The sequence below is a fragment of the Desulfosporosinus fructosivorans genome (assembly GCF_004766045.1).
In the GTDB taxonomy this organism is placed as follows: Bacteria; Bacillota; Desulfitobacteriia; order Desulfitobacteriales; family Desulfitobacteriaceae; genus Desulfosporosinus; species Desulfosporosinus fructosivorans.
This window is the reverse complement of sequence record NZ_SPQQ01000004.1, coordinates 465,444-491,146: the sequence shown is the minus strand read 5'-3', so window position 1 is coordinate 491,146 and position 25,703 is coordinate 465,444. Positions and strand designations below refer to the sequence as shown.

Below are 25,703 nucleotides of genomic sequence, written 5' to 3'. Positions count from 1 at the left end.
AGACGATTGATGATTATTTTAGGAATTGACCCAGGAACGGCCATTATGGGGTATGGACTAATTGAACAAAAAGGGAATCACTTAAGTGCGCTCGCTTATTCATGCTGGCGTACGCCGGCCCACACGCCATTAGCAGAGCGTTTGTTAATGTTATATGAACAAATTGTACCGTTCCTTCGCGAGCACCCTCCGGACCATATGGCAGTTGAGGAGCTTTTCTTTAACAAAAATACCACCACCGCTCTAGCTGTCGGGCATGCTCGGGGCGTCGTTCTGTTGACGGGTGCCCAACAAGGCATTCCCGTCTATGAATATACCCCGTTACAGATTAAACAAGCAGTCGTGGGATATGGAAGGGCTGAGAAAAAACAGGTTCAACAAATGGTCAAAGGATTATTAAGACTGGATGAAATCCCCAAGCCAGACGATACAGCAGATGCCTTAGCCGTTGCGATTTGTCATGCTCATAGTTATGCATTGAATCGGAGAATGGAGGAATTCCGATGATTGGGATGTTGCGGGGTAAGGTGTGGGAAATCCAAACAGAACGTTTAGTGCTTGATGTTCAAGGGGTTGGATATTTACTGACGGTGCCCTATGGCCTTTTGGCTAAGTCTAGTGCTGGGCAAGAACTTGTGATATACACCCATGTGGTTATGCGGGAAGATGATTTATCTCTTTATGGATTTTCCTCCTTAGAAGAAAAACAACTCTTTTTAGAAATGTTGAGTGTTTCGGGCATTGGACCTAAAGCTGCCATATCCCTACTTTCGACCTTCGGGGCGGTACAGATTGAGAGTGCCATTGTTAGTGAAAATCTTAATTTACTAACCAAGGTGCCGGGTATTGGGAAAAAAACAGCTCAACGACTTATTTTAGAACTCAAAGAAAAATTCAAAGGCCACGTTTCTTTTCCGACTGGAGAAGAGCCGTTTTCAACGCCCTCACCCCTTAATCACTCAGAAGCCCTACAAACATTACTTGCTCTCGGTTTTGGTTTGGACGAAGCCAAGCAGGCTCTTAGTCGGCAAAAAGACAGCGGGGATTTATCGACAGAGGAGCAAGTGAAAAGGGCCCTGAGAATGCTGGCACCAGGTTAAGAAAACACAAGGGGAGTTATGGAAGTGAAATAATGGCGTAGAGGTACGAGAGGAGGGCTTGAAAATGGAAGAGCGTCTGGTTGCTCCCCAAGAACAACTTACAGATCAAGAAGGAGAAGTACTTCGTCCGAGCCGCATGGGTGATTATATTGGTCAGACAAAGATTAAAGAAAATTTAAGTATCTTTATTCAGGCCGCTTCTACCCGTGGAGAAGCCTTGGATCACGTCTTATTATATGGTCCACCTGGTTTAGGAAAAACGACCCTCGCCAATATTATTGCTGCCGAAATGGGCGTAAGTATCCGTACTACTTCGGGTCCAGCTATTGAACGGCCAGGAGATTTGGCAGCTATCCTGACAGCTTTAGAGCCTCGGGATGTGTTATTTATCGATGAAATCCACCGTTTGAATGCTACGACCGAAGAAATTCTTTATTCAGCCATGGAAGATGGGTGTCTAGATATCGTAATTGGAAAAGGTCCAAGTGCGCGGTCTATTCGACTGTCCCTACCTCCGTTTACGTTGGTGGGGGCGACAACCCGTGCTGGGCAGTTAACCTCTCCCTTGCGTGATCGTTTCGGAGTTATCAGTCGTCTTGAATTCTATGAAGTTGAGGACTTAAAAGACATTGTGCTTCGTGCAGCAGGTATTTTGAGATTGGATATCACCGATGACGGCGCGGAAGAAATCGCCCGACGTTCCCGGGGAACACCAAGAGTGGGAAATCGCCTGTTAAAACGAGTTAGGGATTTCGCCTTGGTTTGGGAAGATGGCGTCGTTACTCAAACGATCGCACGAGAAGCACTAAATCGCTTAGAAGTTGACCCAGTGGGCTTGGATCAGATTGACCAGAAAGCTTTAAAGACGATAATTGAAGTGTTTGCTGGGGGACCCGTTGGTCTGGAGACTCTTGCGTCGACAATTGGGGAAGAGTCAGTGACAATTGAAGATGTTGTCGAGCCGTTTTTACTGCAAATGGGATTTCTGCAACGAACTCCACGAGGACGCGTGGCAACAGCGCGAGCTTATCAACATTTAGGATACCCAATCCCCCAAAATCGGGCGGACAGTGGACTTTTCCCAGAAGAAGGTAAGTAGAGGGACGATTGAATATGCTCGGAAATGCAAGTGCCAGAACCGATCCGGAACTTGTACAAGTAGGGGGACGGTTCTTCTTTCTCGTATTTTAGAAGGAACTGCGATTTGAATACAAACGACATTTATTTGTCGAATATTTCCGAGTCCTAGCTGTTGAGTAAGAGCATATTAGCGGAGGAAAAAGGGTAATCTGAACACAAGAAAGAGGGTGTGTTAGAGCATGCTTCGGATTGTGTATCGGGTACCATTTTTGTGTGCGGTGTTATTAATATGTATGTTGATTCAGGCTGAACCTTGCCAGGCCAAAGAAGTTTCGGTGGAGCTTGTATGGAAATTGGGCCAGGCCGGGTGGGTGGAAATCGAAGTGGAAAAAGGGGATTATCAGCTAATTGTGGATTCAACGACTCGAAAATTTCCGGCAGGTTCTAGCCTGCAAGTGGGGTGGGGCGGGTGGACCCCGGTACTCAGGATTAACCATGAGGAGTTTCAAGTTCTTAGAGGGGCTGTCGTGGAGATTAAAGGGATCAATTCAGGTAGCTTGAGTGTTAAAACACCAGAGGATAAAGCAGTTGTTTATCGTGGCGATTTGCACCTAACTTGGCAGAACAGTCATTGGAAGTTGGTCAATAGGGTGGGTAGTGAAGACTACCTTAAAGGCGTTGTGCCTATTGAGATGAGCAATGAATGGTCTAATGGCGGGGCAGAGGCGCTCAAGGCACAAGCAGTTGCTGCTCGGACCTTCTTGGTTAAACATACTGAGAATGGTAAAAAGGCGATCACAGATTCTCCTGATATTGATCAAGCCTATGCAGGTAAACTCGTGGAGGGAGAGGCTTCAGTGGCAGTTGATGCAACGCGAGGGGAAATTCTCGTCGATGAACAGAGCAAGCAACCGATCGAAGCACTTTATTCCTCGCATAGTGGAGGATATACAGAAGACGCTATAAATGTATGGGGAAAGTCAGATGCCAACAATGTGGCTCATCCAGATCCCTTTTCACAAACAGTCGGAGGTGCAGCGAATCGATGGCGATTCATCGTCTCAGCTCCGGTCCTGGGCTCTAGCTTTGGACTTGGTCCCGTACAAAAGGTTGAACTTGACAAATACCCCTCTGGTAGGGTAAAAAGTGTTAGGATGGAAGATGGGTTCGGGAAGTCAAAAACTGTTACAGGGCGGACGTTCGTTAGAAAATTTTATCCATATGGCCAACCTATTCGAGAGTTCGCTTTTCTAGGGAGTTTCTTTGAATCTCGAAAAATGGCTACAAGCCAAGATCCGTTAAGGAAATCGGGTTTAACAGCAGTACCCCAAACGGAGCAGGGCCCCTTACTCTCTAAACTCTATAGTTCAGCCCTTGGACCCAGTACTGATTCACAACCATACGGAGTTTATATTTTTGACGGACGGGGGTGGGGGCATGGTGTCGGGATGTCCCAATGGGGTGCTTATCATATGTCCCAATTAGGGTATAATTATAAGGATATATTATCGTTTTATTACAGCAATGCACTTATTAGTAAAACCTAGGATCGTTGAATGTAACAAAGGAGAATGATGGTTTGAACGTTTCGGAGTTTGATTTTTATTTGCCAGAAACGCTGATAGCACAACACCCGGTTGAACCAAGGGATTCTTCGCGCTTAATGGTTCTCAGTCGAGAGAGTGGAGGGATAGAACATCATACATTTCGAGATCTTGTGTCTCTCTTGAAAACAGGCGATGTGCTTGTGCTTAATAACACTCGCGTTATTCCTGCGCGTTTAATCGGCGAAAAAGAGGGAACTGAGGGGAAAATTGAAGTCCTACTATTGAAGATGCTGGAATTCAATGTGTGGGAAGCTCTGGTTAAACCTGGCAAGAAACTTAAAGTGGGGCAAAAAGTACGCTTCGGTGGTGGAATATTGACCGGTGAACTTCTAGATATTTTGGAGAATGGAAATCGAAAGATCCGTTTTACATATACAGGAGTTTTCGAAACTGTTTTGGATACGCTAGGGCAGATGCCTCTACCGCCGTATATTACCGCTCAACTTGAAGACCAAGGGCGATATCAGACGGTGTATGCCAAAGAAAGAGGGTCTGTAGCCGCTCCTACGGCAGGCTTGCATTTTACACCTGAACTTCTCGGCGAACTTGAGAAGAAGGGTGTGGAAATCGTGGAGATCCTTCTTCATGTGGGGTTGGGAACCTTTCGGCCTGTTAAAGTAGAAAATATTCAGGATCATCCCATGCATTCGGAATATTATAGAGTGGACTTGGAAGCGGCAGAGAAAATAAATCGTGCAAAGCAAGAAGGACGTCGAGTTATCGCTGTGGGAACGACGGCGGCGCGGACTCTAGAATCTGTGGGAGATGATCAAGGCAGAGTAGTACCTGGTGAAGGGTGGACGGATATTTTTATATACCCAGGCTATTCCTTTAAGGTTGTAGACGTTTTATTGACGAATTTTCATTTTCCAAAGTCAACCCTGGTTATGCTTGTCAGTGCATTAGCGGGACGCGAGCTAACGATAAAGGCATATGAACTTGCCGTTCTAGAGCGGTATCGGTTCTATAGTTTCGGTGATGCAATGCTCATTTTATAAGAGGCGCGGAATTGGGCCACTTAGAACAGTTGGGCATCGGAAAAAAGAAAGGGCGTGAAAGGGTTTGACCGCAGTTCATTTGGAAATACTTAAAGAAGATACTCGGACGAGGGCACGCTTGGGAAAATTACATACACCACATGGTGTGATTGATACACCGGTGTTCATGCCAGTTGGGACACAAGGGACAGTAAAAACGATAACCCCGGAGGAGATCAAAGAGATCGAGGCCGGGATTATCTTAAGTAACACTTATCATCTTTTCTTGCGCCCAGGGCATGAGTTAATTAAGGAAGCTGGTGGACTTCATCGCTTTATGAACTGGGATGGAGCGATTTTAACAGACAGTGGCGGTTTCCAAGTGTTTAGCTTGGGGGATCTGCGAACAATTAAGGAAAGCGGCGTAGAATTCCGATCGCACCTCGATGGTTCTAGTCAATTCCTAAGCCCTGAAATTGCAACTCAAGTTCAGATGGCTTTAGGATCCGATATTGTGATGGCCTTTGATGAATGCGCACCGTATCCTTGTACCCATAAATATGCCAAAGATTCTTTAGAGCGGACGACTCGTTGGCTAAAACGATGCAAGGAAACCTTGACGACGACTGACACACAAGCTTTATTTGGAATTGTACAGGGGGGCATGTACGAAGATCTACGTCGCCAAAGTGCTGCTGAAATCATAGAACTGGATTTACCGGGGTATGCTATCGGGGGCTTAAGTGTCGGCGAACCTAAAGATTTGATGTATGAGGTCCTGGATTATACAGTTCCACTACTTCCTAGAGAAAAACCCCGTTACCTTATGGGAGTCGGTTCCCCTGATGCCCTGATTGAAGGGGTTATGCGAGGGGTTGACATGTTTGATTGTGTGCTTCCAACTCGGATTGCTCGCAATGGGACTGCGATGACCCGGTACGGCAAAGTGATTATTCGCAATGCAGGATCTGCACATGATTTTGGTCCGATCGATCCCACCTGCGATTGCTATACGTGCCGCAACTATTCACGTGCTTATATAAGACATTTGATCAAAGCGGAAGAGGTTCTAGGTCTTCGATTAATGACCATTCATAACTTACGCTATCTTCAGAACTTAATGAAAGAAATCCGAGAGGCGATCAAGGAGGATCGTTTACCAGAGTACCGACAGAAGTGCTTTTCAGATTATGGATACATTTGATAAGCTCAGAGGTCGGAGGGCAGAAAGCTGAGCTTAGAGGCTTGACAGAAGTCAGAGGTCAAATGCCGGAGGCCAGACCGAGAGTTTTGGTAGTAGAGAAGCAAGTGGACTTACGCTAGTGGATAAGTTAAACTAAACAGCGGGTGGAAAAATTTCACTCGTCTTAAGTTCCCTATTTCGGATAATTGAGCAGGATTTTTGCCGTGTCATAGGGAATAGTTTGTTAAGATCAAATAAAGGGGGATATTAATATGACACAATCGACAATGTCTTTAGTCCTATACTTTTTGGTTTTCTTCGGAATTATGTACTTTCTGATGATCCGACCACAACAGAAACAGGCGAAAAAGCGCCAGGCGTTACTTAATGGTATTAAAGTAAGGGATCAGATAATCACGGCAGGAGGACTCTACGGCAAAATTACAAAAGTGAAGGACGATTCCGTTATCTTACTCATTGCAGAAAAAGTAGAGGTTGAAGTGGCTAAATCCGGAATTGTTAGCGTAGAAAATCGTGATATTGACCTCGAAAAAGCCAAATAGAACAAACTTATTTTGCTTGGTATGCAGTTGAGGATCGAAGGATCTGGGAATAATAAAAGTAAATATTATGAAAGCAAGTGGTAAACCACTTGCTTTTAAGCTTATTACACAGAAATTTAGAATCGGGGTGAACACCTGTGCCCACCAATAATAATTCAATTCAAGCAGAACAAACCTATAAAGAGCATGTAAGAGTTGACTTGGACCGCTGGGTACGGAGACTTCTAAAACGACCAGGACTGCTGGAACGAACTTCAAAAGTCCTTCAAACAAAAGTTAATGATAAGATTATTCCGAAAAAGGTACATACTGTGATTACTGCAACTGTCAAAGGGCTAGTTAAATCTGTAGTCTTCGGACTTGATTATATTCCCAAAAGCCCAGCTCTTGAACGGATTTCTCTCCAAGAGCGTGATCAATTGGCTGAGATGCTTCTTGTGAAATATCGAAAGATTGCCGCTGCAGAAGGGGCAGGAACGGGTGCGGGTGGTTTTACTCTCGCCATTGCTGATTTTCCTGTACTCATTGCCATTAAAATGAAATTTCTCTTTGAGTTAGCGCATATTTATGGATTTCCGACTGCCGATTATCGAGAGCGATTGTTTTTGCTATATATTTTTCAGTTGACTTTTTCTAGTCAAGAAAAACGTTTTGAATTATTCAAGGTCATCCAAAATTGGGAGGAGAACGTGGGTAGTTGGCCAGTAGAAGATGGCCATATACAGCAGCAGATTGATTGGGAACAGTTTCAGAGGGAGTATCGAGATGCCATTGATTTCCGGAAAACCCTTCAGCTTATTCCGGGTTTGGGCGCAGTCGTAGGCGCCTGGGCGAATTATGGGCTGCTGGATGAATTAGGAACAGTCGGTATGAATTGTTATCGGTTACGTATTGCAGGAGGGGTTAATTTTGCCAAAAGTCACTCTAAAGGAAATTAAAGCAGATCCTTATGTTCAAGCACTGATTGACGCTGGAAACCGTCATCTAGCAGCCATCGGTTATACGGAGCATGGGCTAAGGCATACAGGTCTGGTTTCTCACATCGCGTCAAATATTTTGATCAAAATGGAACATCCAGAAAGGGAATGTGAGCTGGCAGCCATTTCTGGTTACCTACACGACATTGGGAACGCTGTTAATCGCGTTGCTCACGCACATTCGGGAGCAATTCTCGCAGCGGGGATTTTGGAGAGGCATGGCATGCCACCGGAAGAAATTGCTAGCATCATTGGTGCAATCGGTAACCATGATGAACAAGATGGAAATCCGGTCAATAACATATCCGCGGCCTTGATCCTTGCAGATAAATCAGACGTGCATCGTTCGCGCGTCCGAAATCCCGACCTTGCAACGTTTGATATTCATGACCGGGTTAATTATGCGGTCAAACGCTCTTTTCTACGTGTCTATCCTAAAGAACGCATCGCCTTGGAACTTACAATTGATACCGAGATTTGCCCGGTAATGGAATACTTTGAAATCTTTCTTGCCCGGATGCTTTTATCCCGGAAGGCAGCGGAATTTTTACTTACAAAATTCGAACTAAAGATTAATGAGGTTAAGTTACTCTGATGATGCCATTATTTCTAATTTGATGAGATTGACATTACAATCCTGAAAGTTTTATAATGAAGCTTGGCATGGGCAAGTCCCATTAATTAAAAGGGAGGAAAGCAGATGAGACGGGGAAACATCATTAAACTAGTAGCGCTTGTGTTACTGGTTGCAGCAGCTGTTGCACTATCGATAAAACCCCTTGTGGATCCCGTGAAGGGTATCCCGTTGGGGCTTGACCTACGTGGTGGAGTGCACTTAGTACTTCAGGCAGAGCAGGATAAAAAGGGTACCCCAATTACGAGAGATGATATTGACAAGGCAAAAGCGATCATCTCGAATCGAGTCAATGATCTTGGGGTATCTGAACCCATAGTCCAAGCGGACTATGATAAGAAACGTATTGTTATCGATTTAGCTGGGGTCTCTGACCCGGATAAAGCTGTGGATATCTTGAAAACAACGGCCAAGTTAACCTTTAGGGATCCCCAAGGGAATATTGTGTTACAAGGGGATGATCTAAAAGACGCTAAGGGAGGGCAAGGCCAACAGCAGGGGTATGTTGTTAATTTGACATTCTCATCCGAAGGGACCAAAAAGTTTGGTGATTTGACAACTAAGTTGATCGGTCAAAGACTAGGCGTTTATCTGGATGATGAACTTTTAACAAATCCAACCGTTAATACACCGATACTCAACGGCCAAGCGGAGATCACCGGATATGATACCTTGGAGGCTGCGGCGAAAGATGCCGTCCTCATGCGCTCCGGTTCCTTACCTGTGAGTATGAGTATTGCTGAGAAGCGTCAGGTGGGAGCATCTTTAGGTGTTGATTCGCTAAACAGAAGCATTCAGGCTGGACTCTACGGTCTAATCTTTATTTTTCTATTTATGCTTGTCTTCTATCGTTTACCTGGGGGTGTAGCCGATTTTTCCTTAATCGTATATGCACTCATCGTCCTGTGGGTTTTTTACATGTTCCGAGTGGTCTTGACTCTCCCAGGCATCGCCGGCTTTATTCTTTCAGTTGGAATGGCCGTCGACTTTAATATCATTATCTATGAACGAGTGAAAGAAGAAATTCGAGCCGGAAAATCGCTGCGGGCCGGCTTGGAATCTGGGTTTAGCCGGGCCTTCATTACGGTTATCGATGCCCATGTAACAACGCTTATTGCCGCAATAACACTTTACGCTTTTGGAACTGGTTCTATTAAGGGATTTGCCCTCACTTTGGGCATCGGGATTCTTGCTAGCTTATTTACCGCAATTACGTTTACTAGACTTGTATTACGCTTGACTGTGGGAATCAACCCAAAAATGAATACAAGATGGTTTGGCGTTAGGAGGGATGTATAATGGAGAAGACTGGACATCCAGCGACTTACGATGAAGTTCAAAAGCTACATCCTCTGTATTTTAATATCGTTAAGAAACGGTTTTGGTGGTTTGCTATTTCATTACTCATTATTATCCCTGGAATTGTTTCCGTATTTATGCAAGGACTGAATTTGGGGATTGATTTCAAGGGCGGAACAATGCTCGACGTGACCTTTAAGAAAGCTGTGACCCAGGCTGCTATTACGGATACTATGAAATCGGTTGGGCTTAACGGGATTGTGCAGTTGTCCAATGGAGATACAGCCGCTTTGATCCGAACAGAGGCACTTGAGGAAGGCAAACGGAGTGAATTGTTGACTGCCTTGGAAACCAAAGTTGGAGAGTATGACAAAAAGGCTTTAAAAGAGGACAAAGTGGGCCCAGCTATGGGACAAGAACTCACCCGCAATGCCATTTATGCCTTGATCATTGCCATGGGAATGATGATCATTTATATTACGTTTAGGTTCCAGTTTGTCTATGCTATCTCTGGGATTCTGGCTTTATTACACGATGTTTTAGTGGTTGTTGGTCTTTTCTCGTTGTTCCAATGGGAAATAGATTCGACGTTTGTGGCGGCTATCTTGACAATCGTCGGCTACTCTATTAATGATACCGTGATTATCTTTGACCGGATTCGTGAGAATGAAGCCAAGATGAAACGAGCAGATAGTTATGAGGATATGGTGGATAAATCCATTTGGCAAACTATGCGCCGTTCCATCAACACCGTCGTCACTGTACTAATTGCACTGCTATCGGTATTTATCTTGGGTGGGGAATCCACAAGATTGTTCTCTTTGGCCATGCTGATAGGGGTATTTACTGGAGCGTATTCCTCGATCTTTATCGCTAGTCAACTCCTCTTAGAAGTTAAGAAACATGTGAAGAAGAAACCAGGTAAAGGCAAAGCTGTTCGGGCTTAATCTTTACACATAGAAATTTTCCGAAAGAGATCTTGAGTATTATTATGCTCAAGATCTTTTTCTCTTAAGTAGTATTTCATGGGGAGGGTTCTTATGCTAGAATGGAAATGAAAGCATTGACACACTCAACAATCTTTGATTAGGAACGTACTTGTGTAAAGGGGTAAACGATGGAAAAGAAGATCCTTGGAGCTCTCCTCTTAATTTTGCTTTTATTTGGGAGCAGTGGGTGCACCAGACCTCAAGCAAGCCCAACTCCTCAAGCAACCCCAATCCCTCAAACACAATCAACTATGATAACTCCTTCGAACGATACATACCAGGCTGAATTGTTAAACAATCCGCCTAAGCCATTAAACGCGTCAGAAAACCAAGCTGTTCCTATCTTATACTACCATTCCGTAATGCAGGAAAATGGAAATGAATTAAGAATGCCTCCTAAAGAATTTGATAATCAAATGGCTTATTTGAAAAACAAAGGGTTTCAAAGCATCTCCTTAGACCAGTTATACCAAGCCACTTATAACGGAGGCGCTCTACCAATAAAACCTTTTGTAATTACTTTTGATGATGGGTACTTAGATAATTACACGACTGCTTTTCCCATTTTGGCCAAATATGAGTTCACGGCCACGGTTTTCATGGTCACAAGCTATATTAATGGGGAAGGATATATGTCATGGCATCAGCTCAAAGAGCTTGTTGCAAATGGCTGGGAAATCGAAGGACACACCACTAGTCACCCCTATTTAACGAGAATAAATTATTCAACCCTATTAAGCGAACTTAACTCTTCTAAAGAACTATTGGAAAAGGAGTTAGGGCGGCCGGCGAATTTTTTCGCTTACCCTTATGGAGACCTAAATGACAATGTTGTGCAGTCTCTGAAGAATACAGGGTACATGATGGCCGTTACTACAGAACGGGGATGGGCAGATGTCAAGGCGGATGCATGGCGGGTGCAGCGAATTTATTGCTTTGCATCTATGGGTATGAACGAATTTACCAGGCGCATGCAAAACCCGAAATATTAGTTTCATTATAAAAGACGCTCTTTGGATGAACCAGAGAGCGTCTTTCATAATGGTAATATAAATTAATTGAGGAAAATATTAACATTTTTGACGTTATAACATATCTTACTGTGAGCCCAGAAAATAAATGAGTTTGGAAGTAGGAGGTTATCAGTATGGCATATGGAGTAGGTGCTGTTGACGGCGTTGACGGTGTAGGATGTGGATGTAACCCGAATTATTTACCAGGAATTGCAGTCGTGGTAGTGATTATACTTCTGTTAATAGCTATGGGGATAGTATTCTAAAGCTTTCTCTTCGATTCTTATAACTTGAAAATTAAAGGAGGGTATATCATGTACGGATATGGAGTTGGTTGTGGTGCACCTGTTGCACCAGTTGGAGTTGGAGTCGGTGTTGGCATTATTGCTATCGCAATTCTAATTTTGATTGCCTTAGGAGTAATATTCTAATTTACTATAAAAAGTAGAATAAGGGGGGTGGAACTATGTTTGGTGGAGTTGGAGTTGGAGGCGGATGTGGTGGCGTTGGTGCAGGAATCGCAATCGTTGTTGTGATTATCTTATTGTTGATCGCGTTGGGTATCGTATTTTAAATCTTTGTTCGTAGCCAATCTTTTGAATAGAAAAACAAAGGAGGAGAAACTATGTACGGATACGGAGCGGCTTGTTGTAAACCTGTATGCGCACCTGTTGCACCTGTTGCACCAGTCGGCGTAGGTATTGGAGTTGGCATTATCGCCATTGCAATTTTGATCTTAATTGCCCTAGGAGTAATATTCTAGATCTCTAGATTAAGTTAAGTAGAATTAAAGGAGGTTTTAACTATGTTTGGTGGAGCTGGAGTTGGAGCCGGTTGTGGTGGCGTTGGTGCAGGAATCGCAATTGTTGTCGTGATTATTCTGTTGCTCATCGCGTTAGGTATCGTATTTTAGGAAATGTATTAAGCCTTGACAGTTGGAGGTGAGTTCATGTACGGGTATGGTGCTGGAGTTGGTAGTCATGCAGGTGTTGGAGTTATTGCTATTGCTGTTTTAATTCTGATCGCGTTGGGAGTCATCTTCTAAACGTCAAAGGAATATTGTTAGGGGATCCCTTGAAAGGGATCCTCTTTACGTTTTTGTTTATGTTTTTGGGAAACTGAAAAAGTTAAAGTCTTTTGTAAATAGAAAATTTTAAAACTCGTTTTAAGCAAAGTTGAACATCGAGAGTTCGATGGGGGAGTCTACCCTCACATGCAGAGTATGGGATACCACTCCCACTTGGAGAAGTTGAAGTGGTACGATTAGAGGAAAAAGGAAAAAGGGCGCTAGCATATATTTTGCAGCAACCCTTTTGATATTTTTTTCAAAAGAAAGTTATTAGATTATGATTAGATTTGGTCTAATACCACCTACGGCGACGAATGCCCCACCATGGGCCAAATCCAAAACCGCCAAAACCAAGCCACCAAGGGAAACCCCAACCCCATCGACCCCACCACATAGAAAAAACCTCCTTACTTGTCTTCTCTTTTTATCATTTAGGTTTGTTGTAGTGATATCCTTAAATACCTAAGATAGAGTATGAATAAATTAGGTAAATTGTTACGCAATTGCTATATAATAACAATTGCGTTGCGGGGCTGGCTTGATTTTTTTAAAACTATCGCACGAACATTTGATAACCTTAGCGATGCCAATTGAACGGCTCGGTAAGACTACAAAAATGGAAGAAAATCTTCATAAAGATTAGATTGGATATTATTGGGCTATACTAGCACAAAAGTGTTGGCAAGGGGAGAGGTTGTGTGGGATTCGTTTTTCTTGTATTACTTGAGGGAGCACTACTTCTTTCCGCTGGAATGACTTTTTTCGGAGGAGTTAGGGGCACTGTTGCGGCAACTGTTGCCTTAAGTGGGATTAATTTTTTGGTTCATGATATAGAGGAGTTTTGGCATTGGGAGCCCCTCCTCCTTTTAGGAGGAATTGTAGGTAGCATACTCTTACTAGTTGTGGGACGAATTGCAAACAAAAGCCAGGTTGTTACTGGTTTGGTCGGAGGTCTGATCAGTTTAGTTTTCTTTGGTGCTTTCATCACCCCAATTGCTGCCATAACTCTTTGGGCCTTAGTGGTGGGAGCAGGCATCATACCTAAAGATAAAAAAAGTGAGGTTCTTTGGAGCTTTGCTCCAACCATTCTGCGGTTGATCTTAGGGATCGGGTGGATTATCATCGGAAATATCATAACTGTTTAACAACCTTAAACTAGGTATCATAAAATTACTTCAAGTCTTAAGGCGATGTCTAGGGATGGACGAGTGTCCCTGTAGCCAAGGACGGCGAGAAGGGACCGATGTCCTTGGCTGGACGAGTATCCCTTTAGCTAAGGGCGGTAGGAAGGGTCCTTCCAGAAAGTAAACCTTGCTTTAACGTGCAATATTTGGTATCTTAAACATAGACTATCAGCGTCAGGCAATAGCTGGGCTTCAAAGTATGAGGCAGCGGATTAATCCGCGGGACTTCCTTTTTAGAAGGAGTCCTATTTTTGTATGCCAGTAGAATATATAACAAGGCGATGACTCAGGACGCGGAAGTTCTTAATGGAAGGTGAGGAGAGCTAGATCGTGGAAGAAAGGACTCAGGCGGCTTGGTTATCTGTCTCTTCGAATATTTTTTTGACACTTGCAAAAGTGGTGATTGGGTTAATCAGTGGGTCAGTGAGTATCTTGTCAGAGGGTATTCATTCTGGAATCGATCTGCTGGCGGCCTTCATTGCACTTTTTGCGGTGAGAGAATCTGGAAAACCTGCCGATTCACGCCATGCGTACGGACATGGGAAAATCGAAAATGTATCTGGCACCATTGAGGCAGCTCTTATATTCGTTGCAGCTCTTATGATTATCATCGAAGCAATTCAAAAGCTGCAGGCGATTATTGGGGGCAAAGGTGGCCATGTTGGAGACTTAGGATTGGGCTTAGGTATACTCGTCATGGGAGTTTCTGCAATTATGAACTTGATCGTATCAACCAAATTAATGAGAGTTGCAAAACGAACTGACTCTGTTGCTCTAGAGGCAGATGCTATGCATTTGAGGACAGATGTTTATACATCGGTTGGGGTTTTTATAGGTCTGCTCTTAATCAAGATTACAGGTTGGACTATCTTAGATCCCATCATCGCGCTTGGAGTCGCTTTAATGATAATTAGAGCCTCATTTGAGTTGACGAAAAAAGCATTTTCGCCACTGGTTGATGTCAGCTTGCCCGAGGAGGAATGTGAAATTATTGCCGTTGTCCTTATGGATCATGCGGATGAATTTCTGGAATTTCATAAGCTTCGAACTCGGAAGGCTGGAGCAGAAAGGCATGTGGATTTACATTTGGTGGTTGCTAAATACACTTCTGTCCTTGACGTTCATGAATTATGTGACTTAATTGAAAAAGAAATAAATTTAAAATTGCAGGGGACTCATGTTCTAATTCATGCAGAACCCTGTAGCCCCAGGGAGTCAGAATGTCCTGTTGAAGAAGGGCTAGCTCCCACCTGTCAGCGCTGCCAAATAACAGAGGTCAGATCAGACGCCAGAGACCAAGATAACAGATAATATTTAGGAAGTAAGTTAAGTAAGTATGACTAATTCTTGTAGTTAAACCAAAGTAAATACGGTTTAAACTCCAGCTGAGCAAGTTTCCCCTATACTAATCGTTGCTGTAGTTTGTACTCTGTCTTATAATAATAGTCTGGGGGAATTAAGCGTGAAACGAATATGGTCTATGCAACAATTATACGGACGAACGGCAACAACACTCCAAGATTCTCTTGGGATTTCTCCAGTCATCGCTGATATTTTGGCTCAGAGGGGTTTTCCTCAGCCTAAAGAGGCTATCGAGTTTTTGCGTCCTACGCTTTTAAATTTGCCCTCACCGTTTTGTTTTCGTGATATGTCACGAGCGGTAGATCGGTTATCATTAGCCTTAAAGCAGAAGGAAAAAGTACTTGTCTATGGAGATTACGACGTGGATGGGGTGACAAGCACTTCTTTGTTATACAAAGTCCTTAGTGATTTGGGTTTTAACGCTGTGTCTTATATTCCCCACCGCCAAGACGAGGGGTATGGATTAAACTCCGAAGCTATTGAGCGTGCGGCTAAGGCAGGCGTGAGTGTCTTGATAACCGTCGACTGTGGGGTCACTGCGGTCGCAGAAGTTGCCCTTGCAAGATCATTGAATATTGATGTCATTATCACGGATCACCATGAACCAAGTGATACCTTACCCGAAGCATTCGCAATATTAAACCCTAAAGTTAAGGATGCAGGTTACCCGTTTCGAGAATTAGCTGGGGTTGGCGTGGCGTTCAAATTAACCCAAGCCTTACTACAAACTTTTGGAAATAGTGAAGTGGGAATACACTCTGAACTGGAACTCTTAGATTTAGTGGCGTTAGGGACAATCGCAGACCTAGTCCCTCTAGTTGGAGAAAACCGCATTATTGTTCATTATGGACTTCTTCAGATGGAAAAGACCCGTCACACAGGACTAGAGGCTCTTATCGAAGAGTGCGGGCTAAGAGGTAAACCTCTGAAAGCGGGCCAAATAGGCTTCATGGTTGCTCCTCGGATTAACGCCGCTGGACGAATGGACAGTGCCCGAGCAGGACTGGAACTTCTCCTGACTGAGGACGTGGAGCGGGCGAGTGAGCTGGCTCGTCTCTTAACTAAGGAAAATCAGTCGCGTCAGGAAACGGAAAAAGAAATTCTGGCCGAAGCGATTGCTATAGTGGAACAAAAACCCCTACCTAGAGTGATTGTGCTTTCGTCAAATCACTGGCATCATGGGGTCATTGGGATCGTAGCATCTCGTTTGGTAGAACGTTATTATCGTCCAGTCTTTATGATCGCTGAGGAAGGGGAAGAAGCCAAAGGATCGGCCCGTGGGATTTCTGGTTACCCTGTTTTAGAACAAATGACAACCCAAGCTCATTTATTAACAAAGTTTGGCGGGCATCGCGCGGCCGCAGGATTCTCCATACTTACGGAAGATATTGAAGCCTTTAGAATAGGATTGAATAAACAAGCATCAGCCTTTGCGGAAACCTTATTTCAAGAGGAGTTAAAAATTGATCGTCAAGTTACTCTGGACACAGTAACTGGAGATTTGCTTCACCAACTCGAACAGCTGGCTCCGTTTGGTTTCGGAAACCCCGGGCCAATACTTGCTTGCAAAGAGGTTCCTGTACACTCCGTTAGTGCTATTGGGAAAGAGCGTAGTCATCTAAAATTTCGTTTCGGATCTCAGGGAGAACAGGAAGGGGTTGCTTTTCGCATAGGAGAACGTATAAATGAGCTGAACCGTGAAAGCGCCTTGGATGTAGCATTTTCCTTAGATTGGAATAATTTCCGTGGGCGAGAAACTGTACAAATGATGATCAAAGACATTCATGCTAATGCGAACTGGCGCAGCGGAGAAAGCAACGGTTATCATGAAGTTGCTGCAACATTAGATCTACCAGAGATTCTCTGGCTGGACTGGCGTAAATTAAACTGTGAAGAATGGCCAATATTAGGTATCAAAGAGCAAATGTGGATTTGGGACACAACTGGAGGCGAGCCGATTCTACGGCACTGGAGTGATGCGGATGATAAGGGACAGTCTTCAGAAAAAGCATCTCAGCCCAGTTTAGATCATCTGAATCAGGGAGCAGGACTTGGTTTGATTCTCGGACTCCCACTAACCGAAGAGGATTTTGGGGAAGGGATCGAGAAACTACGGCAATTAGGAGTAAATCGCATTGCACTTGCGGGGTTTCAAAGTCTACCGGAAGAAAGAGTTCGTCAACGGTGTGAATCTATTTCGCGCGAAGAACTTATCCAAATATACCGAGATTTGTTGGCCAAAGCGAAAATAGTTAACCCCTTTCACTATGGGTGTGACTCGAAAATCTCGAGTGTTGAACGAATCGCACTTAAGATTTTTGAAGAATTAGGGCTCATTCGTTTCCTAGGGGGCACGGATAAAATTGCTTTGGAATGGATTCCAGCCCAGAGTAAGCTAGATCTCGATTCTTCTTTACGCTATCGAAATTCGAAAGAGCGCCTGGAAACCGCGTTCAAGTTTCAACGTGAATTAAGCGAACTCGTTTCGCTCGATGATACAGTGGGTAAAATGGGTGAAGGTGGAAAAGTTAATTGCTAGAAGGGCGGAGCAGTCATGGATTTTAAAGAACATATTCGCGTGATTAATGATTTTCCCAAGGAAGGGATTTCGTACAAAGATATAACTACATTGCTCAGAAATGGTGAAGTGTTCAGGGCTTCGATTGATGCACTTGTAGAAAGAATTAAGCCTTGGCAGCCAGAAGTGATTGTCGGACCAGAGGCTCGTGGCTTTTTACTAGGCGCTCCGCTCGCCTATGCCTTAGGAATTGGTTTTGTGCCGGTTCGGAAACCCGGTAAATTACCTGGCAAAACCGTAAGAGAAACCTATGCTTTAGAATATGGGTTTGATACATTAGCAGTCCATGCAGATGCTATTGCTCCTGGTACACGGGTTGTCATAGTCGATGACCTGTTGGCAACCGGAGGAACAATGCTGGCTACTGCAAACTTAATGAAAAAGATTGGCGCGGATATGCTTGGGATGGGCTTTTTAATAGAATTAACATTTTTAAATGGAAGAGAAAAATTGACCGAATATCCCGTTTTTTCTTTGGTCCAGTATTAAGTATCAGTGAACTACGGTATATGTGGATGAGAGGAGTTCGCCAATGTCCTTCGCGGAGTTAAGGGTAAAACTACAAAAGAAATCTCCCCAGGCGCGTCTAGCCCTGGTAGACAAGGCGTATCAATTTGCTGAAGTGGCGCATAGGAACCAACTTCGCAACTCCGGGGAAGACTATATTCACCATCCCCTTCAAGTCGCCCAAATTCTAGTTGAACTGGAAATGGATGAAGCTACCATTGCTGCCTCCTTACTCCATGATGTTGTGGAGGATACATCGTATACATTGGCGGATATAGAGAAGGAATTTGGGTCAGAAGTCGCTTTGCTTGTCGATGGAGTAACTAAGCTCGGACGAATTGAATACAAGAGCAAGATGGAGCAACAAGTAGAGAATTTGCGCAAGATGTTCTTGGCCATGGCCAAGGACATTCGGGTTATTCTCATTAAACTGGCTGATCGCCTTCATAATATGCGTACCTTGAAATACCATTCGGTCGAAAAACAAAAAGAAATTGCCCAAGAAACTCTTGAAATTTTCGCACCTTTGGCTAACCGTCTCGGGATTTTCAGGATTAAATGGGAGTTGGAAGATCTTTCATTTCGATATCTAAAACCACAGGAATACTATGACTTAGTTGAAAAGATTGCGTTAAAACGACAGGAGCGCGAAGCATATATCAATGAAGTGATTATTCAGATGCGTGAACGATTAGATGAAGTTGAGATATACGCAGACATAGCTGGACGTCCAAAGCACTTTTATAGTATTTATCGTAAAATGATTACTCAGAACAAAGAACTGAGCGAAATCTACGACCTAATGGCGATTCGAGTGGTCGTTGAATCGGTCAACGATTGTTATGGTGCGTTGGGAATTATCCACACTTTATGGAAGCCGATACCTGGCCGTTTTAAAGATTATATAGCCATGCCAAAACCCAATATGTACCAGTCTTTGCATACTACTTTGATCGGGGCCCAGGGTGAACCCTTTGAAATCCAGATCCGGACGTGTGAAATGCACCGTACATCTGAATACGGTATTGCTGCGCATTGGAAGTACAAAGAAGGTGGCAGTAAGGAAGTTGGTAATAAAGACGGCGGTAATAAAGATGGTGGTAACAAAGCAGCGAGCGTAAACTTTGACCAAAAGCTTTCTTGGTTGCGCCAGTTGCTGGAGTGGCAACATGATTCCCGGGATGCCGGAGAGTTTATGGAGTCTCTCAAGATTGATTTATTTGCAGATACTGTCTTTGTTTTTACTCCAAAAGGAGATGTGGTTGAACTACCAGCCGATTCTTGCCCGATTGATTTTGCTTACCGAGTCCATACAGATGTGGGGCATCGTTGTGTTGGCGCAAAGATTAACGGACGGATTGTTCCCCTCGAAACCAAATTGACGAATGGAGACATTCTAGAAATTCTCACTTCAAAGCAGGGGGGTGGGCCGAGCCGAGACTGGTTGGCTTTTGTTAAAACCTCTCAAGCAAAGAATAGAATTCGTCAATGGTTTAAGAAAGAACAACGAGAAGATAACATTGCCCGTGGCCGTGAAAGTTTGGATCGGGAGGTGCGCAAACTTGGGCTTGACCCAGGAAATGTCCTTAAACTAGATAGTCTCTTAGCAATTGGGAAAAGCCAGAATTTCCTAGGGGTGGATGATTTGTACGCCGCCATCGGCGACGGTGTAATAACTCCCAATAAAGTTCTGATGCGCTTGCGAGAGGAACTGTCTAAAGAAGAACGGGAAAAAATGCACCTTGAGTCGCTACAACAAGGAGAGGGGAAAAAACCGAGCCCCTACGGCAAAGCCTCCCATGGGGTTCGAGTAAAAGGGGTAGATAACGTGTTGGTGCGTTTTTCACGTTGCTGTAATCCTCTGCCAGGAGACGCCATAATTGGCTATATCACCAGGGGACGTGGAGTTTCTATTCACCGCGGGGACTGCACCAATATACTCAGTCATGCTCAAGAAGAGCATGAACGGGTGGTAGAGGTAATGTGGGCTGAAGAGATTGATTCTACCTATCCCGTTGATATTCAAATCTTTGGGAAGGACAAGCCCCGCTTGGTTACCGAGGTCATGAACACGGTCTTAGATACACGTACCCATATTTTAGGCATTAATGCCAAGGTAGGAAAAGATAATATTGCTCATATTCAGTTGCGTGTCGAGATACGCAACGTCGAACAGCTTAAAATGGTGATGCATAAAATTCGTAAGGTTAAAGATATTACGGATGTCGAGCGGGTTCACACAGGAGGAAAGTAATCATGCGTAGTGTTGTGCAACGTGTTAAACGGGCATCGGTTACAGTGAATGGAGAACGTGTGGGTCAAATTTCGGCTGGACTCTTGGTCCTGCTCGGATTCAGACCAGAAGACGGAAAAAACGATTTAAATTGGCTGGTGGATAAACTTGTAGGCCTTCGGATATTTGAAGATGAAGAAGGAAAAATGAACCTATCCGTTCTTGATGTGGGCGGAGAAATCCTGGTAGTTTCTCAGTTTACGCTCTATGGCGATTGTCGTAGTGGGAAACGCCCAAGCTTTACGAGTGCTGCACCGTCGGAGCTGGCCAAGACATTGTATGAGCGGAGCTTAGAAGAGCTACGTAGCCGCGGAGTGAAGGTAGAAACAGGAGTTTTTCAAGCTCAAATGGATGTAGAGCTGATCAACGATGGACCAGTAACGTTACTTTTGGATAGCGAGAAAAAGTTTTAGTAAAAAGGAGGAATTATTGAATGATTGAGGGACGAGCAATGGGTGCGATGGGGGCAAATTGTTATATTTTTGCCTGCCCAGAAAGTAAGAAAGCGGTTATTATAGATCCTGGGGCGGAAGGGAAAAGGATACATCGCTGGGTTGTAGAGAAGGGCCTAACAGTTGACTATATTCTGCTTACCCACGGGCATGTGGATCATATTGGAGCGGTCGATGAGCTCAGAGTGCTTTTAGGGAATGTCTTAGTAGGGATACATGCCGGAGATGCGGGGATGCTTACCGATGGGATGAAGAACCTATCCAGTTTAATGGGGCGCGGACTCGTCCTTCAAAGCGCGGATTTGCTACTCCAGGATGGGCAGGAAATTGCTGTTGGCAATGAAAAACTAAAAGTGATTGCAACTCCTGGGCATTCACCAGGATGCGTTTGTTTTTTAAGCAATGAAGGACTGTTTAGCGGAGATACGCTTTTCGCTGGCTCAATTGGTCGGACAGATTTTCCTGGAGGATCGTTAGATCAACTCCTTAAAGGAGTAAAGGATAAACTTATGATTCTTCCAGATGATACCCGGGTTTTCCCGGGGCATGGTGAAGAGACCAGCATTGGAGAAGAAAAACGGGACAATCCTTACTTGGCATGAAACAATCATTTCCCTTTCCTTATGTCTGAAGTTGACAAAATTTAATAATCTTTGTAGAATATAGAATGATATTAATAAATATGTATGATATTCACGATACCTTTTAGAAAGATCCCGGGTCACTCTTTCATCAGGGAGGGCTAGCATGACTGGAACTAGCCTGAGAGATACTCGGTAGGACACCTCAAAGGGAATATTTATTACAACGGTTGGTCTCGTTATAGACTGGAAAGTGGGCGGAAAATTCCGTCAATTAGGGTGGCACCACGAGAAGTTCTCGTCCCTTGCGCAAAGCAAGGAACGAGGGCTTTTTTTTCAATCCAAAAAGTAAACTTTTTGGAAATAAGATCAAGGAGGAATGAAATATGGCGATTCAGCGTCCCAAAGGGACTCAGGATCTGTTGCCAGGAACGGTTGAACAATGGCAATATCTCGAAGAAACTATGCGTTGCGTTTGTCGTGAATACGGGTATGATGAGATACGTACACCGATGTTTGAAGCAACAGAACTTTTTCAGCGCGGTGTTGGACAAACTACCGATATCGTCAAGAAGGAAATGTACACCTTTTTAGACAAAGGGGACCGCTCGATGACCCTGCGGCCGGAATTGACAGCATCTGTGTGTCGTGCTTATGTTGAGAATAAGCTTTACGGGCAACCCCAACCTATTAAACTTTTTTATATTGGTCCTATGTTTCGCTATGAGCGACCACAAAGCGGACGTTTTCGTCAGTTTCATCAATTCGGAGTTGAAGTGTTAGGTGCAGATCAAGCCGTTGTTGATGCCGAAGTGATCAGCTTGGTGTGGGACTTATATAAGCGACTCGGACTTACCAAGCTTGAAGTCCATGTTAATTCGGTGGGGTGTCCAGTGTGTCGTCCAAAGCACCGGGTGCAACTCCAAGAATTCTTAACCACCCGACGGGACGGTCTATGTAAGGACTGTCTGGACCGATTTGACCGCAATCCATTGCGCATCTTAGATTGCAAGAACCCTGCCTGTCAAGCGGCCACTATAGGCGCCCCGACAACTCGTGATACGCTTTGCGAGGACTGCAGTACCCATTTTGAGAAGGTTTTGGCTTTTTTAGAGGCTGCAGGTGTGGTTTGTCGAGTTAATCCTCGTTTAGTACGGGGCTTGGATTATTACACAAAAACAGCGTTTGAAGTTATGGTGGAGGAAATCGGAGCGCAAAGTGCTATCTGTGGTGGTGGGCGGTATGATGGATTGGTTGAAGAAATCGGGGGCCCTCCAACGCCTGGGTTCGGTTTTGCCATGGGGATGGAGCGAATCTTAGCTGCACTCCAAGTTCAGCATAAACTACCCGAGGAAAAACCCAGAGTGTTCGCTATGCTGGTTGCCCTAGGTGAAAAAGCCCAGATTGAGGGATTTTCGCTGATGAGTGCTTTAAGAACTCAAAGTATACCCGTAAGTATGGATCTACTTAATCGAAGCTTGAAAGCTCAACTCAAAGCGGCTGATCGCCAAGGCGCTAGATATGCACTTATTCTTGGAGAACAAGAGCTGGAGGAAAAAGTTCTCCTTATTCGTGATTTAACCTTAGGAGAACAAAATCAGGTACCGCTTCGTAAGGCAGTGGAAGAAATTAACAAGATGTATCAGAGAGGTGTTAACGCATGACAATATTTTCAGAACGAGTTGAAAATGAGAAGTTAGGGTTAGAAAAAGTCGGCGAGGTCGTTCGTTTGTTGGGTTGGGTTCAGAGACGTCGTGACCACGGAGGGCTGATTTTTGTCGATTTGCGAGATCGCTCAGGCATGGTTCAGGTTGTCTTTGGTCCAGAGAACATGGGAGAGGGATTTACCCTCGCAGAAAGTCTTCGTTCTGAATTTGTAGTCTCCATCTTGGGTAGAGTGATTGCCCGGCCTCAGGGTATGGTTAATGTGAACTTAGCTTCTGGAGGAATCGAAGTTATTGCTGAGTCCTTGGAAATATTAAACGGTTCGAAGAATCCTCCTTATTATATTGTTGATCAGGTTGATGTGGATGAAACGGTGCGCTTAAAATACCGTTATCTGGATTTACGTCGTCCTGAAATGCAGAATGTGTTTAAGATACGTCATCGAGTCACCCAAATTATGCGAAATTTCTTCGATAGTCAAGGCTTCTATGAAATCGAAACCCCAATGCTCACTAAATCCTCCCCAGAAGGAGCAAGGGACTACCTGGTTCCTAGTCGAGTGCGGCCAGGAGAATTCTATGCCTTGCCTCAGTCCCCACAAATATATAAGCAACTTCTCATGGTGGGAGGAATGGAGAAGTATTTTCAGATTGTTCGTTGTTTCCGGGATGAAGATCTAAGAGCGGATCGTCAACCAGAATTCACACAGCTTGATGTGGAGATGTCTTTCGTGGAAGTGGAAGACATCTTACCCATGATGGAACGATTAATGGTGCAGATTTTCTCAGAAACGATAGGAAAAAAGGTAGAAATGCCCTTCCCTCGTCTAACCTATAAGGAAGCCATGGATCGTTTTGGATCGGATAAACCGGATACACGCTTTGGCATGGAACTGATCGATGTGGGAGATCTCGTGGGCAAGACCGGGTTTAAAGTGTTTGCCAATGCAGTAGCTAACGGCGGGAGCGTGAAATGCATCTGTGCCAAAGGGTGTTCCTCACTACCACGTCGCGAGATAGATGAGCTTGGAAAGTTTGTCAGCACTTATCGGGCTAAGGGATTGGCTTGGATTGTTCTGGGTGAAGAAGGGATCAAATCACCCATTGCCAAGTTCTTTACAGAGCTCGAAATGAGTGCTTTGCTTGAACGTACGCGTGCTGAGACTGGCGATATCGTGTTTTTTGTTGCTGATACTTACTCGATCGTCTCGGATGCCCTTGGTCATCTTCGTTTAGAATTGGCAAAACGATTAGGGCTCATTCCAGAAGATGCTATGAATTTCTTATGGGTTACAGAATTCCCACTTTTGGAATATGATGAGGAGCAACAACGTCACATTGCAATTCATCATCCGTTCACGGCACCTATGGATGAAGATTTGCCACTTCTCGAATCGGAACCTCTTAGCGTTCGGGCCAAAGCGTATGATATGGTACTCAATGGCACAGAACTGGGAGGAGGGAGTATTCGAATTCATAAGCGAGGGATACAGGAGAAGTTGTTCAATTTATTAGGCTTATCTCAGGAAGAAGCGGTGGACAAATTCGGATACCTTCTAGAAGCTTTTGAATATGGAACCCCACCCCACGGTGGAGTCGCTTTTGGGGTTGATCGGATGATTATGCTCTTAACAGGAAAGGATAATATTCGAGACGTAATAGCCTTCCCAAAAACGCAAAGCGCTTCAGATTTAATGGCGCAGGCTCCTTCCGTTGTGGCGGACAAACAATTACAGGAATTGCATATTAAAACTGTAAAAACCGTTTGACAGTGAGGGGGGTTATTAGCTATAATAGGATAATAGCTACCCCCTTAGGGTATCGGAGGAATGCGTGGCATGTCAAATTCAACCCCTTATACAGAATCCAAAGAGGATCTCATTCGCAGGCTTAAAAAAATCGAAGGTCAAGTTAAAGGAATTCAACGCATGGTTAACGAAGACAAGTATTGTGTAGACGTGTTAATACAAGTGGCTGCAGTCCGGGCCGCAATTAACCGAGTGGGCACGATTGTCTTTGAACATCATTCACGGAGATGTATGCTAAATGCTGTTGAAAACAGTGACCAGGAAGCAGCGATCGAGGAGCTTATCGGGGTGCTAACAAAATTTATCAAATAAGTCGTATTCGACTAATTAGGAGGAATTGTTAATGGCAGGTGCAAATGTAAAGACCTTTACTACTGCAAACTTTGAAGCGGATGTTCTGAAATCTGAGCAAGCGGTGTTGGTAGATTTTTGGGCTCCATGGTGTAGTCCATGCCGCATGGTGGCTCCCGTTGTCGATGAACTTGCAGATGAGTATGCCGGCCGAATTGTCATCGGAAAGCTCAATGTCGATGAAAATGGTCCTATTTCACAGCAATATGGAGTTATGAGTATACCTACCCTTGGAATTTTTAAAGGGGGCAAGATGGTTGACAAAATCACTGGTTTCCGTGGAAAACCTGATCTTGTCAAAATGCTCGACGCCCAGCTCTAATTCTTAGTTAACCCCTTTAGTCAAACTGAGAATTGAATAAAAAGAAAGCGATGCCCAAACAAATGTGGGCATCGCTTTCTTTGGAAGTGCGGGGGATAAGACTTCAGATG

The 25,703-nt window shown here is 44.3% G+C and carries 25 protein-coding genes; all 25 read left to right on the top strand.

Features of this window, described 5'->3' with window-relative positions; translation table 11 throughout:
- The first annotated feature begins 9 nt into the window (after positions 1-9).
- The 25 genes from ruvC to trxA all read left to right on the top strand — a co-directional run bounded on the left by ruvC (position 10) and on the right by trxA (position 25,593).
- Positions 10-507, top strand: coding sequence for a crossover junction endodeoxyribonuclease RuvC (ruvC, locus tag E4K67_RS14390; protein ID WP_135547951.1), 498 nt, complete (start codon positions 10-12; stop codon positions 505-507).
- Entirely contained in the window at positions 504-1,100 is a 597-nt protein-coding gene (gene ruvA / locus E4K67_RS14385) for a Holliday junction branch migration protein RuvA (protein WP_135547820.1), read from the top strand. Before ruvC ends, ruvA begins: the two co-directional genes overlap by 4 nt.
- Positions 1,101-1,164: 64 nt before the next feature.
- On the top strand, positions 1,165-2,199 hold the full coding sequence (gene ruvB, locus E4K67_RS14380; RefSeq protein WP_135547818.1) for a Holliday junction branch migration DNA helicase RuvB: 1,035 nt from the start codon (positions 1,165-1,167) through the stop codon (positions 2,197-2,199).
- A gap of 220 nt (positions 2,200-2,419) precedes the next feature.
- Entirely contained in the window at positions 2,420-3,727 is a 1,308-nt protein-coding gene (locus tag E4K67_RS14375) for a SpoIID/LytB domain-containing protein (RefSeq protein WP_135547816.1), read from the top strand.
- A gap of 32 nt (positions 3,728-3,759) precedes the next feature.
- Entirely contained in the window at positions 3,760-4,785 is a 1,026-nt protein-coding gene (queA, locus tag E4K67_RS14370; RefSeq protein ID WP_135547814.1) for a tRNA preQ1(34) S-adenosylmethionine ribosyltransferase-isomerase QueA, read from the top strand.
- A gap of 64 nt (positions 4,786-4,849) precedes the next feature.
- Positions 4,850-5,968 carry a tRNA guanosine(34) transglycosylase Tgt gene (tgt, locus tag E4K67_RS14365; RefSeq protein ID WP_135547812.1) on the top strand — a complete coding sequence of 373 codons (1,119 nt, stop codon included), beginning with the start codon at positions 4,850-4,852 and terminating at the stop codon, positions 5,966-5,968.
- Positions 5,969-6,219: 251 nt separating this feature from the next.
- Positions 6,220-6,510 carry a preprotein translocase subunit YajC gene (gene yajC, locus E4K67_RS14360; protein WP_135547810.1) on the top strand — a complete coding sequence of 97 codons (291 nt, stop codon included), beginning with the start codon at positions 6,220-6,222 and terminating at the stop codon, positions 6,508-6,510.
- Between the two features lie 137 nt (positions 6,511-6,647).
- Positions 6,648-7,448: an EcsC family protein gene (locus tag E4K67_RS14355; protein WP_243454470.1), complete on the top strand. Its 801-nt coding sequence runs from the start codon at positions 6,648-6,650 to the stop codon at positions 7,446-7,448.
- A complete protein-coding gene (locus tag E4K67_RS14350; RefSeq protein WP_135547808.1) occupies positions 7,420-8,082 on the top strand; it encodes an HD domain-containing protein in 663 nt (220 codons plus the stop codon). The genes E4K67_RS14355 and E4K67_RS14350 overlap by 29 nt, the downstream gene beginning before the upstream one ends.
- A 105-nt stretch (positions 8,083-8,187) precedes the next feature.
- Positions 8,188-9,420 carry a protein translocase subunit SecD gene (secD, locus tag E4K67_RS14345; RefSeq protein WP_135547806.1) on the top strand — a complete coding sequence of 411 codons (1,233 nt, stop codon included), beginning with the start codon at positions 8,188-8,190 and terminating at the stop codon, positions 9,418-9,420.
- Positions 9,420-10,367 (top strand): protein translocase subunit SecF, encoded by a 948-nt coding sequence (gene secF, locus E4K67_RS14340; RefSeq protein ID WP_135547804.1) that lies wholly within the window; start codon positions 9,420-9,422, stop codon positions 10,365-10,367. Before secD ends, secF begins: the two co-directional genes overlap by 1 nt.
- Before the next feature lie 170 nt (positions 10,368-10,537).
- Positions 10,538-11,401, top strand: coding sequence for a polysaccharide deacetylase family protein (locus tag E4K67_RS14335; protein ID WP_135547802.1), 864 nt, complete (start codon positions 10,538-10,540; stop codon positions 11,399-11,401).
- Positions 11,402-11,556: 155 nt separating this feature from the next.
- Positions 11,557-11,688, top strand: a complete 132-nt coding sequence (locus E4K67_RS31105; protein WP_274594877.1) for a hypothetical protein — start codon at positions 11,557-11,559, stop codon at positions 11,686-11,688.
- 359 nt (positions 11,689-12,047) lie between these two features.
- Positions 12,048-12,185, top strand: coding sequence for a hypothetical protein (locus E4K67_RS30125; RefSeq protein WP_199242544.1), 138 nt, complete (start codon positions 12,048-12,050; stop codon positions 12,183-12,185).
- A 1,004-nt stretch (positions 12,186-13,189) separates the two neighbouring features.
- Positions 13,190-13,636 carry a hypothetical protein gene (locus E4K67_RS14330; RefSeq protein ID WP_135547800.1) on the top strand — a complete coding sequence of 149 codons (447 nt, stop codon included), beginning with the start codon at positions 13,190-13,192 and terminating at the stop codon, positions 13,634-13,636.
- Between the two features lie 369 nt (positions 13,637-14,005).
- Positions 14,006-14,986: a cation diffusion facilitator family transporter gene (locus E4K67_RS14325; RefSeq protein ID WP_135547798.1), complete on the top strand. Its 981-nt coding sequence runs from the start codon at positions 14,006-14,008 to the stop codon at positions 14,984-14,986.
- A 151-nt stretch (positions 14,987-15,137) separates the two neighbouring features.
- The gene (recJ, locus tag E4K67_RS14320) at positions 15,138-17,576 is read left to right on the top strand and encodes a single-stranded-DNA-specific exonuclease RecJ (RefSeq protein ID WP_135547796.1); all 2,439 of its coding nucleotides are present in this window, start codon (positions 15,138-15,140) and stop codon (positions 17,574-17,576) included.
- A 15-nt stretch (positions 17,577-17,591) separates the two neighbouring features.
- Positions 17,592-18,104, top strand: a complete 513-nt coding sequence (locus tag E4K67_RS14315; protein ID WP_135547794.1) for an adenine phosphoribosyltransferase — start codon at positions 17,592-17,594, stop codon at positions 18,102-18,104.
- A 43-nt stretch (positions 18,105-18,147) separates the two neighbouring features.
- Positions 18,148-20,376, top strand: a complete 2,229-nt coding sequence (locus E4K67_RS14310; RefSeq protein WP_135547792.1) for a RelA/SpoT family protein — start codon at positions 18,148-18,150, stop codon at positions 20,374-20,376.
- A gap of 2 nt (positions 20,377-20,378) precedes the next feature.
- Positions 20,379-20,828, top strand: coding sequence for a D-aminoacyl-tRNA deacylase (gene dtd, locus E4K67_RS14305; RefSeq protein WP_135547790.1), 450 nt, complete (start codon positions 20,379-20,381; stop codon positions 20,826-20,828).
- A 20-nt stretch (positions 20,829-20,848) separates the two neighbouring features.
- Positions 20,849-21,469 carry an MBL fold metallo-hydrolase gene (locus E4K67_RS14300; protein ID WP_135547788.1) on the top strand — a complete coding sequence of 207 codons (621 nt, stop codon included), beginning with the start codon at positions 20,849-20,851 and terminating at the stop codon, positions 21,467-21,469.
- Between the two features lie 365 nt (positions 21,470-21,834).
- Complete coding sequence (hisS, locus tag E4K67_RS14295) at positions 21,835-23,112, top strand: histidine--tRNA ligase (protein ID WP_135547787.1); 1,278 nt, start codon at positions 21,835-21,837, stop codon at positions 23,110-23,112.
- Complete coding sequence (gene aspS / locus E4K67_RS14290) at positions 23,109-24,881, top strand: aspartate--tRNA ligase (protein WP_135547785.1); 1,773 nt, start codon at positions 23,109-23,111, stop codon at positions 24,879-24,881. The genes hisS and aspS overlap by 4 nt, the downstream gene beginning before the upstream one ends.
- Before the next feature lie 69 nt (positions 24,882-24,950).
- Positions 24,951-25,232, top strand: a complete 282-nt coding sequence (locus E4K67_RS14285) for a metal-sensitive transcriptional regulator (RefSeq protein WP_135547783.1) — start codon at positions 24,951-24,953, stop codon at positions 25,230-25,232.
- 31 nt (positions 25,233-25,263) lie between these two features.
- Positions 25,264-25,593 (top strand): thioredoxin, encoded by a 330-nt coding sequence (gene trxA / locus E4K67_RS14280; protein WP_135547781.1) that lies wholly within the window; start codon positions 25,264-25,266, stop codon positions 25,591-25,593.
- Positions 25,594-25,703 lie beyond the last annotated feature (110 nt).